At 66.4% G+C, this 13517-nt stretch carries 7 protein-coding genes; 5 read left to right on the top strand and 2 right to left on the bottom strand.

Annotation, left to right across the window (positions count from 1 at the left end; genetic code table 11):
* Window positions 1–34 precede the first annotated feature (34 nt).
* From AC1RT8_RS01550 to AC1RT8_RS01535, 4 genes are read left to right on the top strand one after another with little or no spacing between them, the layout of a single operon-like run.
* Window positions 35–2194: a hypothetical protein gene (locus tag AC1RT8_RS01550; RefSeq protein WP_493073769.1), complete on the top strand. Its 2160-nt coding sequence runs from the start codon at window positions 35–37 to the stop codon at window positions 2192–2194.
* 8 nt (window positions 2195–2202) lie between these two features.
* The gene (locus AC1RT8_RS01545) at window positions 2203–4032 is read left to right on the top strand and encodes a hypothetical protein (RefSeq protein WP_493073765.1); all 1830 of its coding nucleotides are present in this window, start codon (window positions 2203–2205) and stop codon (window positions 4030–4032) included.
* Entirely contained in the window at window positions 4029–5981 is a 1953-nt protein-coding gene (locus AC1RT8_RS01540; protein WP_493073760.1) for an ATP-binding protein, read from the top strand. Before AC1RT8_RS01545 ends, AC1RT8_RS01540 begins: the two co-directional genes overlap by 4 nt.
* Window position 5982: 1 nt before the next feature.
* Window positions 5983–9573, top strand: a complete 3591-nt coding sequence (locus AC1RT8_RS01535) for an eCIS core domain-containing protein (protein ID WP_493073756.1) — start codon at window positions 5983–5985, stop codon at window positions 9571–9573.
* Between the two features lie 29 nt (window positions 9574–9602).
* On the opposite strand, the gene AC1RT8_RS01530 is transcribed toward AC1RT8_RS01535, so the two are convergent.
* Entirely contained in the window at window positions 9603–10706 is a 1104-nt protein-coding gene (locus AC1RT8_RS01530; RefSeq protein WP_493073752.1) for a ComEC/Rec2 family competence protein, read from the bottom strand.
* A 365-nt stretch (window positions 10707–11071) separates the two neighbouring features.
* Between AC1RT8_RS01530 and AC1RT8_RS01525 the strand changes: the two genes are divergently transcribed.
* Window positions 11072–11404 carry a c-type cytochrome gene (locus tag AC1RT8_RS01525; RefSeq protein ID WP_493073746.1) on the top strand — a complete coding sequence of 111 codons (333 nt, stop codon included), beginning with the start codon at window positions 11072–11074 and terminating at the stop codon, window positions 11402–11404.
* Window positions 11405–11471: 67 nt separating this feature from the next.
* On the opposite strand, the gene AC1RT8_RS01520 is transcribed toward AC1RT8_RS01525, so the two are convergent.
* Window positions 11472–13199, bottom strand: a complete 1728-nt coding sequence (locus AC1RT8_RS01520) for an outer membrane protein assembly factor BamB family protein (protein ID WP_493073743.1) — start codon at window positions 13197–13199, stop codon at window positions 11472–11474.
* Between the last annotated feature and the right edge of the window lie 318 nt (window positions 13200–13517).

The raw sequence follows: 13517 nt of genomic DNA, 5'->3' as shown, positions 1-13517 counted from the left end.
GGAGTTTCCTGCATTATAACAGAAGGATAAAGCAATGACCGCAACCATTCTCCGCAAGGGCCGCCTGCTCGGCCAGCTCTCTGGACTCGGTGCCCTGTCGCTCCTGCTCGGTGGCTGCCCGGGCGGTGGCACGGTTGGCGCGAATTACAACGCCAACGAGAAGCTGGCTTTCCCGGTCACCAACAGCCCCGTCACTATCGACGGCATCGCCAACGCGGCGGAATGGAACAAGAGCTTCAAATTCTATCTGGAGGATGGCGCCTCGCTCTCGGCCGCGTTCATGCGGGGCATGTCGGATGCCCAGAATCTCTACCTCTATTTCGAGGCCGAGGACACCGGCGGCTTCGACAAGTACGACGCGGTCGTCCTGGCGTTCAACCCCACCAACGCGTCGAACGACTATAAGCGACTGCTGCTGTTCCCCTGTGCGGATAATCCTTGCGTATCAGCGCCCGGCGGGTTCGATCCGCATCCCGGCTACAGCTCCGGCAGCGAAGCCGGCGGGGTCGTGACCTGGGGTGCGCTGACCGACGGCAGCCTGCCGCCCGGCGTCGAGGTCAAGGCGAACGCTGCGCCCAATGGCATGAACGGCCGCTGGTCGGTCGAGGTCAAGATCGCCAAGGCGAATTATCCGTTCCTCGCCAACAACTTCTTCGGCATGTTCGCGGACGTGATCGCGACCGACCCGAGCCTGGGCCCGAACGGCACCGCCTATCAATATACCTGGCCCGCCGGCGGTTATATCGGCGACGATATCTTTTCCGCCCTCCCCGACGCGAAACTGCCGCTTCCGCGCTGGGGCAATGTCACGCTGGACACGAGCCTGTTCCCGGCCGGTCTGCAGATCACCGGCTTCGGCAATGTCGGCACCGATCCGAGCAAGATATCGCTGACGGGCAATAACGAATTCTTCTCCACCGTCGCCAATTCGCCCGCGGGCACCGGCGCCGAGCCGGATTCCACCGGGGTCAATGCCACCTTCAAGATCAACAATATCGGCCTGAGCCCGAACTGGATGTGGACCAATATTCCATCCTCGACCAATCCCACCGCACCGCTCCAGACCGTCAAGTCGCGCGAATATATGGCGCTTTCCTCGGGCGACTGGACGTTGCTGACCACGGGCAATTACCAGGGCTCGGGCATGTCGCAGCGCGACTTCTTCACCGCCCACCCGCATCAGTGCGTGCGTGTGGATGTCGCCCATTCGGGCGGCGGATCGCCGATCACGCGCCAGTACAACATGAACTTCGTCCAGGTGAATTCGCCATTCGATGTCGCGCCGCAGATCGCGACCGGCGCATGGCGCAAGAATTTCCCGCGCGCGCAGAGCGTGATGCTGCAGGAACAGTTCCTCAACGGCGGGCCGGGCTTCGCCTGGGAGAGCAAGTTCGACGGGGCCGAGGCGACCGGGCGGCATCGCTGGGTGATCAACTCGCTCAAGGACGATACCCAGATATTGCACACATCTATCCTCGCCGGGCCGTCGCTGAAACTGCCAAGCCAGCAGTTCAAGCTGGACCCGGCGGCGATGTCGGCGGGCAGGACAGTGGATATCCCGGTTCGCGGCGGCTCCGTGGTGACCCTGCTTGCCGATGGCGAGGCGGCGATCGACAAGGCGCGTTATTCCGCTGCCGGCATGAGCGAGGAGGCAGCCAAACGTGCCGGGATCAAGGCGGAAACCGTTCGCGACAGCCTCCGCCCCGGTACCGCCGCACGGGTCGGCGCACTGCTTGGCTCGTTCGACGATTTCCGCACGAGCTTCCAGATCGGGACCGGCTCGACGATTTTCGTGCCCTTCGGCGCACAGCAATTGCGCCTGCGCTTCGCCAAGGGTGTGCCATTCGCGGGCGGTGGCTTCGACCTTCAGGTAGTGATGACCGAAGCCAACCCGGTGGCGCTCGACGGGAATTCACTCGAATCGATGCGCGCCGTAAAGGGGCCGGTCCTGCTGCCCCTGGGTATGAACCTTCCTATGCACATCGTGCGCGGCACGCTCAACAGCGGCATGGGCGTCTCGATCGGCGGCAAGAAGTTCACCGTCGGCATCCCGATGGGCAGCTATGGCTCGCTGGTGCGTAGCGTGCGCGGCTCGGGCCCGGACCGCCCCGACGGCCCACAGGTAGGACGACCGCTCGACACGCTGAACGTCGTCCGGCCCGTAACGGCAGCGACGCCCGTCAAGCCGCAATAAGGCGGGCCGTGCTGACCCGCCCCTCCACAGGCGCCGATCTCGCCGTTCACCGCGCGCGCGTCACCGGATGGCGTGCGTCGCGGGGCGAGGCCCAGCGCTGGCTGGAGAGGGTGTCGATCGAGTCGCTCGGGCTGGACCCGGAGGAACTGCTCTATATTCCCCGATTGCGGGTACGCATCCCGACAACGGGCGGCGCCGGTGCTGCCCGGATACCCGATCGCATCCTTGCCGAACTGCGCGCGTTGCTCGTCGGGGCGGACAGGGGTTCGGGCGACCGTTTCTCGCCGGATCGCCCGTATCGTTTCACTGGTCGCGCCCGCTATTCCGCCTGGCTGGTCGCCCTGTGGGTGAAGCACGGCTCGGCACCGGCCCTTGCGGCATTCGCCGCAGCAACCGGAGAGACTTCGCTCGCGCGCTGGCAGCGCGTCTCGCTGCTTCCCGACGCGCCCTTGCTGGTCACGACCCTGGCGCGGCTCGCCGAGATCGGCGTGGCGGCCAACTGGATCGCGCGGTTCGAACCAGGCGATTTCGCCATCGCCTGCCGCGCGATCGAAGCCCATTTCGCTCTCCCGCTCGCCGCCGCCATTACCATCGCCTCCGCTCCTGGCCCCGGGGTTGCCCCCTTGGCGGATATGGTCATCACACCAGCGAGAGTGCCGACAAGAGCCCGGCGCCGCTTCCTGCAGGAGATCGCAGCCTGGATCGAGGAGCGAGGCAATGCCTGGCAAGCGCTTCCGTACCCTGAACGCACGCTCCTCCTCGCTGCCCTGGCAATTGTCCGCGCGCCCGCAAGCGCCGCGGCGCAACCCGCCAAGCTCGCTGCCGCGATCGCCGATTTCGCTGTGCGGCCCGACGCATCGATTCCGGTCAGTCATGCCGAGCCGCCGCCCAGCCTACTCCCCCATGCACGCCTGTCGACGGCACCTGCCGATCCCCCAGCCAGACTCCGCGCCCGTCCCCGCGCGCATGGCATGATACACACGGCACCTGACAAGGCCTCCGTTACGCCGATGCGCCCGGTGATCGCCCACCCGCAGCCTGAGGGGGAAGAGCCAGGTTCGACATGGCGTCCAACAAAGGCCGAACCGCAATGCGAGCCGTCCCGGCCGCCGGGCGCCGTCCCGGATACCCTTGCGTCGACCACGACCCCGGGATCGATGACGCCCGTCATGTTCCTCGCCCCCGATGTCAGCCTGACGACCGGCTATGGCGGTTTGTTGTTCCTGATCAACGCCTTCATTGCCCTGGGCCTCTATCCCGATTTCACCCAGCCCAAAGGCAAGCGCCTCGCCCCCTCCCCGCTCTGGCTGGTCGATCGTATCGGTCGCTATTGGTTCGGCCAACGCTATCGCCGCGACCCATTGTCGAACTGGATCGCCGCCCATGCCGAGGGCGGCGATCTACCGGCCAGGTGGCGGGTCGAACCCGACTGGCTGACCGGGTTCGCAACCACCGCCGCGCCGCGCCTGACTCGCCGTCGTAACCGCACTACCCTGTGGCACCCGCAGGGCTTTCCTCTTTCCGACGGCGTCGGCCGGCAGGACCGGGCACCATATCGTCGCCCGCCACGCCTGGTTTCCAGGGCGCCCGCGCGCCTGCCGCTGACAGACCGCTGGGCTGCTTGCCTCGCCCTCTATCTCGATGCACGTCTCGAGCATCTCGCGGGTACCGGCGTCGCTCTCCTCGCCCAGCCCGCCCGTGTCGATATCCGCGACCTCGACATCCGCGCGACCTTCGGTCTGGATCGCCATCCGGTCGAACTCCGCCTCACCGGGCTCGATCGCAATCCGGGCTGGCAGCCGGCGGAGGGGCGATCGATCGCCTTCGCCTTCGAATGAGCGCACGTTTCGCCTCGCTCGCCCCGGGTACCTCGAGCCATTTCCGGCTCACCTTGTTCGGCACCGTGCTGCGCCTCGCCGAACTCGTCGCGCCCGACGATCGCCCGGCCTTCCTCGCCGATTATCTCGACGAATGCGCCGAACTCTGGGGCGGACCGCGCGTACCCCGCGCTGTGGAATGGGCCGACGCGGTCGAAACCTGGGCGGCCACCTCTCCCGGTCTTCCCTTCACGCGCCTCACCACCGGCCGGCCAGTGCTGCACCGCGACCTGATCGCGACCATCGCGCTGATCGAGGAGGACCCGAGCTTCGCGCTGCTGGCCGAGACCACACCCGGCTTCGCCACCCTGGGTGGCCTCACCGCCCTTTGGCGCGAGGCGGTTCCGGACCGGGAGGGCGGCGCGGTGCGCGACCTGCTGCTGGAGATGATCGCCGCCGGGATCGTCACCGTCGCCGACCCCCAGGCAGCACGCCCGGACTGGCAGTTGCGCCTCGCCAACCCACTGCTCGACCTGTTGTCGGGCGCGCTCCCACGCCTCGACGGCGCGCTGTTCGAGCCCTGCGGCACGCTCTCCGATCCGGACAACTGGGTCGGCGATCCCGATCCCGCCGGCCTCGCCCAGATGCTCGCCGCCAACCGCAGCGCCCTGCTGCTCGTCCGCGGCCCGCGCAGCAATGGCCGGCGCACCCTGCTGCGCACCGCCGCGCGTCTCGCTGGGCTCAATGTGCTCACGGTAGCCCCCGCCCTGCTCACCGACCCGGTCCTGTGGCGCACCGCCGGCGCGCTCGCTCATGCCGGCAACGCCCTGATCCTGGCTGAGCTGCAGCCAGCGCCGGGCGAGACGATCGAACTGCCGCCGCATCCCTTGTTCGCGGGACCCGTCGGCATAGTGACGGGCATGATCGGCGGCGTCCGCGCGGCCGGCACCGCGCCCACCATCATGATCCCGCGCCCCATGCCCGATGCCGTCGCGCGTCAGGCGCAATGGCGCGCCATTGGCCTGGCCCCCCTCGCCGTCACGCTTTCCGATCTCTCGCTCACTTCGGGCAATATCCGCCGCGCGACCGAGGGCGCCGCCAGCCGCGCCACCCTCGCCGGTCATTCCGCCATCGCCCGCGAGGATGTGATCGCCGCGCTGCGCGATCTGCGCGACGCCGGCCTTGATGCTTTGGCCACGCCGATCGAGAACGGCGTGCCCGAGCCGCTCCAGCTCGAAGCTCAGGACGCCGCCGAGTTCGACGCGCTGATCCTCCGTTGCCGCCACCGCGAGGCCCTCGGGGAACCCGGCGGCGGGCGCGGCGTCCGCGCGCTGTTCGCCGGGCCCAGCGGTACCGGCAAGACGCTCGCTGCGCGCCATATCGCCGCTGCACTCGGCAAGGACCTTTACCGCATCGATCTCGCCGCGACGGTCAGCAAATATATCGGCGAGACTGAAAAGAGCCTCGAACGCGCGCTCTCGGCCGCTGAATCGCTCAATATCGTACTGCTGCTCGACGAAGGCGACGCCCTGATGGCGCGGCGCACCGATGTCTCCTCGTCCAACGACCGTTACGCCAATCTCGAAACCAACTTCCTGCTTCAGCGGATCGAATCCTTCGACGGCATCCTGGTCGTCACCAGCAACGATGCTGACCGGATCGACCCCGCCTTTTCGCGGCGTATGGACGCTGTCCTGACCTTCCATCCACCCGACGAGATCCGCCGCCACGATATCCTCCGCCAATTGCTCGGCGAGCACCGTGTCTCGCCCGGGCTGCTCCACGACATCGCCTGCCGTTGCGCGCTGAGCGGCGGCCAGTTGCGCAACGTCGCGCTCCACGCCCGCCTGCTCGCCTTCGATGCCGGCCTGCCGATCGGCGACGCCGATCTGCGCCAGGCGGTGGTGCGCGAATATCGCAAGACGGGCGATTATTGTCCTCTGAAGCTGCCGCTCGCGGCAGTCGGCTGACATGGCCGAAAACGCGCGCCAGGCGAAGGCCGAAGAATCGCGCAGCACCGTGCGCGCTACGCAGCCGACCCGCGCCACCGTCGCCCGTTCCGCGCTCGACGGCAGCCGCTCGACCCTGCTCAGCAAGCGGACGATCCAGCCATCGCTGCGCGTCTCGCAACCGAACGACGCGGCGGAAGTCGAGGCCGACCGGGTCGCCCGTGCCGTCGTCTCGATGCCCGCTCCCGCGCCGGACGCGACCCACCGCAGTGCGCCAATGCTTCACCGTGCTGCCGCGCCGGCCGCGAACAAGAGCGCCAAGGCTGGTGCAAATCCGGACGTAGAGAAGGAAGTCCGCAAAGCCGCGACCGGCGGTGCCGCGCTGCCCGCCAAGGCACGCAAAACGCTCGAACCCCGTTTCCGCGCGAGTTTCGCCGGGGTGCGCATCCACACCGACGGCAACGCCGCGAAGCTCTCGGCCAAGCTCGGCGCACGCGCATTCACCTTCGGCAACCACATCTTCTTCGGTGGCGGCGCCTATGACCCCAACAGCAAGGGCGGCATGGAGCTGCTCGCGCACGAGCTGACCCACACCATCCAGCAGGGTGAGACGATCCAGCGCAAGGCTGATCCTGCCGCCGAGACCCGCATAAGCCAGCGCACCGAACGTCAGGCCAGCCGTCTAGGCCTCAGCGACGCGCTCAACTTCTTCGCCGATGCGGCCAACGCCATTCCCGGGTTCCGCATGTTCACCATCCTGATCGGCGTGAACCCGATCAACATGAGCGCGGTCGAGGCGAGCGCCGCCAACATCCTGCGCGCGATCGTCGAGTTCCTGCCCGGCGGCAACGTCATCACCCGCGTGCTCGACAGCTACGGCATCTTCGACAAGGTCGGGGGCTGGATCGAAGGCCAGCTCAAGTCGCTCGGCATCAGCGGCGCCTCGATCAAGGCCGCCATCGACAAGTTCCTCGAATCGCTGAGCTGGAAGGACATCTTCAACCTCAGCGGCGTGTGGGAACGCGCCAAGTCGATCTTCACTGACCCGATCAGCAAGATCATCTCCTTCGCCAAGTCGCTGTTCAGCGAAATCCTCCGCATGGTCCGCGAGGCCGTGCTGCGCCCCCTGGCGGCGCTCGCGGAAGGGTCGGCCGGCTACCCGCTTCTGAAAGTCGTGATCGGCTTCGATCCGGTGACGGGTGAAGCGGTCCAGCCAACCGCCGAGGCAGTGATCGGCGGCTTGCTAACCCTGGTCGGCCAGGACGAGCTCTGGGCGAACATCCAGCGCGCCAAGGCGATCCCCCGCGCCTGGGCCTGGTTCAAGGGTGCGATGGGGGGCATCAAGGCGCTGGTCTCCAGTATCCCCAGCCGGTTCATCGCCGCGCTCAAGGGCCTCGAGATCATGGATTTCGTGGTGCTGCCCAGCGCCTTCATCAAGCTCGCCAAGGTCTTCGGCAACTTCATGGGCGATTTCGGCTCATGGGCGCTGGGCACCGTCATCGACCTGCTCAAGATCATTGTCGAGGTCGTCGCCCCCGGCGCGATGCCCTATATCGCCAAGGCCGGTGCGGCCTTCAACAAGATCCTCAAAAACCCTGTCGGCTTCGTCCAGACCCTGGTCCGCGCGGGCAAGCTCGGCCTCACCCAGTTCGCCGGCAGGTTCCTCACTCATCTCAAGGCGTCGCTGATCGGCTGGCTCACCGGCGCGATGGGCGGTGCCGGAGTCTATATCCCGCAGGGCTTCTCGCTGAGCGAGTTGCTCAAGTTCGTGCTCTCGGTGCTCGGCCTGACCTGGGCCCATCTCCGCCCTCGGCTGGTCGCCCTGAGCAGCGAGACAATTGTCAAGGGCCTCGAAGAGGGGTTCGCGCTGGTCAAGACATTGGTCAAGGAAGGGCCGGCGGCGGCATGGCAGCAGATCGTCGAGTCCCTGACCAACCTCAAGGACATGGTCATCGACCAGGTCATGGCCTTCGTGAAAGGCAAGATCGTCGAGGTCGCGATCTCCAAGCTCGCCATGATGCTCAGCCCGGCCGGCGCGCTCATCCAGGCGATCATCTCGATCTACAACACGGTCATGTTCTTCATCGAACGGCTGCAGCAGATCGCCCAGGTCGCCGCGAGCTTCATCGATTCGATCGCGACCATTGCCGCCGGCAATGTCGGCCCCGCCGCCAACCGCGTCGAGAAGACCATGGCCGGCCTGCTGACCCTGGTGATCAGCTTCCTCGCCCGCTTCGCCGGGTTGGGCAAGGTCTCCACCATCGTCAACAACCTGATCGCCAAGGTCCGTGCACCCGTCTTCAAGGCGTTCGACCGCGTCGCCGGCTGGATCATCGCCCAGGCCAAGAAGCTCGGCAAATTGCTGGTGAGCAAGGCCAAGAGCGCGGTGAAGAGCCTCGACAAACGCACCGACGCGGAGAAGCAACGCGATCTCGACAAGGCCGTCCGGGAACTGAAACCGGTCGTGCGCGGCCTGTTCAAGAAGGGTCCGCCGGGGCCGCTGCTCCGTGCGCGACTGCTCGTCTGGAAGCTTCAGTACAAGCTCAACGATCTCACCCTTGGGCCAAGCGGCGAGATCCGCGCCACCATCAACCCCACCGCGCTGATCGACTCGTTGGTGCCCATCTCAAGCCAGCAGGCGCTCAACGTCATCCGGCTCGAGGTCCAGGCGTTCTTCCACCGCGACCGCGACCCCCGCGTCGTCGGTGCGATCCAGGCCACCGGCACCGGCGCGCGCGACCGGCCTTATTATGCCGGCGCCGCCGGCAATCCCACACAGGGTATCCGATCGATGCTCGTGCAGAATGCCGCGCGCGGAGAGACGACCTTCATCGTCGGCCAGCATGTCGGTACGCCGGTCAGCGCGATCATCCAGCGCCCGAACAATCCGCGCAGCCCGAATAGCGGCGAAGGTTTCGCGCTCAACCAGGCCTCCAATACCCGCGTCACGATCGGCGCCTATGAGCGATCGGGAGATATTCCCGGTATCACCAACATCTCACCAATCATCACGCCCCCGCGGTCGGCGGCGAGCGTGCTGACCGTGCCCTTTGGCGGCGATACCTCGCTCCCCGCCGGCTATATGCTCGAAATGGCCCATCAGGGTCAGATCAGTCCGGCCCATTCGATCCAGGCCGCTCAGTCCGCTGGCGCGGGCATGGTGATCAACGTGATGGAAGGCGTGCGCAATCCGCTGGGTGCGGTCACGATCCCGTCCACGGTAGGCCGTACCGCGGATGTCGGCGATGTGGGGCGCAACAGGCTGGGCCTTACCCAGGGCGGCCCCCAGGCACCGGCCGGAAGCGCCAAGGACTGGCGTCTCGCAGAGCATGCGATGAGCCGTTTCGACCCCGTCACCGGCGCACGTCTCGCGAAGGAAGACGAACGGATCCGCAAGGACCCGTCGCCACGCGGCGTCAAGGATCCGACCAAGGGCGGCAGCGAGATGCGTGCCGCGGCGCACATGATCGAGTCGGTCGATGCGCTGTCGAACACGATCCTGCGGGGAATGGTCGTCGACGGCGTGGTTGTCATCCTGTCGCCCGGCGACTTCGAGATCATCCGCCTCCGGACGCGCGAGTTCCTGCGTCAGCAACACGGCGCTAACCCATAACCTAATCGGGCAGCTCGTTGCGCGAAGCCTCAACGCAGCGCCGGATAGTCCTCACTATGCCCCGTCCGCGGATTGGTCACCCGCATCCGGCGATCGGGCCACACGGACACGTCCAACGAGAAGCCGCCATCCTCAGCGCCCTCCGGATTGGCAATGAACTCGGCCGGCCGGTTCACCTCCGGGCTCTTCGTCGCATAGTGCAACTGCCACACCACCGGATGCGACGCCGCCGCCGCGATCGTCTGGAAAACCCGGGCGTCGCCGCCCTTGGTCGCGCCATTGGCCATCAGCGCGACGCGCGGCTGAAGCGCCGCCAGCAGCGGCGGCGTCGTGCTCAGCTGCGATCCATGATGCGACACGACCAGCAGGTCGGCGCGCCCAAGCCGGTTGACCGGGCAGACCAACCCGATCTCCACATCGGCGGTCAGGTCGGCCAGGCTCACGATCCGCGCCTTGCCATAGCTGGCGACCACACCGATCGAGCGTGGATTCTCCTCCCCGCCATTGCCCATATCGGGCAGCCTGGGCGCATCGCAGCCCGGCGTCGGCCCGCCCCCGCCCTTGAGCGCACCCGGCACCAGGCCGCGATCCGCCGAGACGATATCGAGCGTCAGCGGCCCGACCGTGATGCGGTCGCCCGCCTTCACGCTGCGGTGCTTGCGTCCGCTGAGCATCGCTTCGTAGCGTGCATAGAGCGAGGCGGTCGCATTGAGGCCAGGTATCGTGCCCGCCGGCGGCATTTCGCGATTGGGGCCGTGGTCGATGATCTCACCGACCGGCATCGCCGCCAGCAGGTCCTGCACGCCACCGACATGGTCGAGATGGTAATGGGTGATGATCAGATAATCGATCCTGCCGATCCCCAGCGCCTTCGCCGCGGCGACGACCCGGCTGACGCTTGACTGGGCCACCGGCATACCGCGGGCGCCGGCTGGCCACCCCGCATCGAGCAGTATCGATTTGCCCTGCGGCGTGACGAACAGGGTGCCGCCTCCGCCCTCCATGTCGATCGACACGAGGCGGAGCGGCCTGGCCGGAGCGGCGGCGGCCGGCAGCGCCGCGGGCGTGGCAAGCAGCAAGGCCGGGATAGCTGCGGCCAGCCTGCGCGCGACGCCATGGCGGATGATCGTCACAGGCTTGTTCCTCTCGGGCCTCCGGCCGCTCGGCCGGCAAGCGTACCCGCGGTTGGCAGGTGCGTCGTTTCGATCGCTGTACCGTTGCGTCATACGCATCACAATCCTTGTATACAAAAAATTACAATGCCTTGGCACCGTTTGCAAACCGGTCGCACTGGCCCTGGTGTCGCAAAGAGCCTTGCAAAATCCCGACGACCGCCGCTCCGGCCCCGCGCCGAGCACGCCTCGCCCATTCAGCGTTGCGCAATCTTGCATACATAATTAGGAGGCAAGGCGCGGCGACGAGCCCCGGGAAGCTGTCCCTCACTGGAGTTCATGTGACAATGCGGATCAAGCATGGTTTTGCAGCAGGTGCTGCCCTTTTGACCTTAGGGCTTCTGGCGGGCCACAGCCTGTCGGCCCAACCGCCGGTCGCGATGCTCGATGCCCAGGTCCCTCCTCCCGGCCCGGCGCTCGATCTCATCAACCAACGCTGCAGCGGCTGCCACACCCCCGCGACCGTCCTCGCCCAGCGCAAGAGTGGGGACGACTGGGCCGCCACGGTCCAGTTGATGGTCGATCGCGGTGCCGAGCTGAAGCCCGAAGAGCAGGAGACCGTCATCGACTATCTCGCGAAGAATTTCGCCGAGGCGCCGGCGGCGCCCAAGGCTGCGGCTGCGGCTGCGGCATCGGCGCCCGCCGCCCCTGCTCCCTGAAACGGAACGGGCGGGTCCGCCGGCACGGCCCCGCCCTTTCTTTCCGACCGCGGCAGGAACCGCGCGCTTATTTGCGAACGCCCAGCGCGTAGACCCGCGCATCGTGCGACACGAGATACACCCTGCCCAGCGCCACGACCGGCTGGCTGAAATGGGTCCAGTCCTTGATCAGGTCCTTGCTCGAATAGAGCTGCTTTCCCGTCTCGGCATCGAAGGCATAGAGGATAATATTGCCCACCGGCGTCGAACGGTATTTGGATGAAGCCGCGGTCGCGCTGTTCAGGCGCGATCCGTCCGGCAGGGTCGGGTTCTGCATCGCCTGGCCGCCGGTCTGGGTCGCATAGACTACGCCGTTCGCCACCACCGGCGGGTCGGGCATTATCATGTTGCCGGAAATCCATTCCGGGCTCAGCGAGATCTTGTCGCCCTCGCTCACCACCTGGAACGCCATGATGCTGCCATTGGGCGATTCCCCGGCGTCGCTCTTGAAGGCGGGCGCGAACTTGGAGCGCGGACCCCACATCGGCAGATAGAGGTACCGTTTGCCCTCGGGATTCTCATAGGTCGTCACGGCGCCCCATACGCCCTGGCTCGGGTCGGTGCCGGCCGCCGCGTCGTTGCCGAGTTGCGGCGATTTGTAGACCGGCATCTGGTGGTTCCTGGCCTGGCCGCCGCCCATATCGTTGGCGTCGAGCAGATAGAGGATTCCCTCTTTCTGCGCGGTCGCGACCAGGGTCTTGCCGCCGAACGGGAATACCACCGGGCTGGCCGAGCCCGCCAGATCATGCGCGAAGATGTATTTGAAATTCTCCGGCGTGAACGAATCCGCCACCCGCGTCGCCTTTGGGGTCAGCTTCATGATCGTGTCGCCCCAGCTTCCGGCGGGCGGGTCGTATACGCCGTCGGAAGTCTGGAAGATCACTGTGTTGCCGGGCCCCCGGGCAAGCCCGCCACGACCCCAGGGCCCGGCCGGGCGGCCGCCACTGGTGTAGAAACGGGTGAGTTCCGGCTTGGCCAGGTCGCGCACGTCGACCGCGGTGACGGCGGACGGGTCGGTCATGACCGGGGGGGCGGCTGACGCGGTCGCTGCGGCATTGCGCCGTACGATCGGCGAGACCGCCGATGCCATGGCCGATCGCGGATCCTGCACCTCGCCGCAGGCGCGCCCACTGGTGGTGTAAACGATATCGTCGATCAGGTTGAGGCTCCAGGCGCGGGTGAACGGCGCTACCATCTCGATCGGCGTCATCTTCTCGGCACCGTCGCCCAGGCTCAGCGCGCGCAGCTTGCCATCGCTGGGAATGAAGAAGATCAGCCCTCTGGCCTTGTCGACCACCGGGGTGGCGTTCGTCGTGTTGGGGCAAAGCCAGGTGGCGTTCTTCTTCGCCATGATCGGGTTGGGGAAGGCCTTCTGCCACAGGGTCGCCCCGCTATCGGCATCGAGCGCGAACAGCGTGTCGTCGGCGCCGAGCAGATAGATCATGTTCTTCGCGCCCTGCGGCGTCGCGACGCCCGCCGCGATGATCGGCGAGGTCAGGGTCGACAACACCACATCGGTAACCGGCGTCGAGAGCTTGGTGCTCCATTGCAGCTTCAGCTTCGACACGTTCTTCTTGTCGAGCGTGCGTTCGCCCCGATTCCACGCGGTTCGCTCCTCGTCATATCCCCAGGTGGTCCAGTCGTTCGCCGTCGGCGCCGCAACTGCGGTCGGTGCCGCTTGCTGCGCCTGGACGGCGCCGGTAGCGGCAAGCGAGGCGATCAGTACCGGAACGAGCGGAAGATATTTTCTGGACATCGCTGCCTCTATGTGACGGGTGAAGTACGCCGTGAGAAAGGGTCCCTCAAGGCGATGCGAAACGCTCACCGGCGGCCTCTCCATCCGGTATACATGTTTTGATGAGGCACCCGGTTTTCGATGTCAATGTTGTTGTCCGAGGCTCCGCCCGAAGGATTCCGGAGGCCGAATTTTCGATCCGTTGCGGGAAACGCGCATGACAACCCGACATGACGCACGATCCGCTTAATCTCACGATATATAATTGATAATTTGTCATATTTACTGCGGAAAACGGCGGCATTCCTCCACTTTGTCCCGCGCCTTGTGACACCAAAA

The sequence above is a fragment of the Sphingomonas sp. GW821-FHT10F11 genome, from assembly GCF_058809095.1.
The sequence above is the reverse complement of the archived record's forward strand: the minus strand, read 5'-3'. Positions and strand labels throughout refer to the sequence as shown.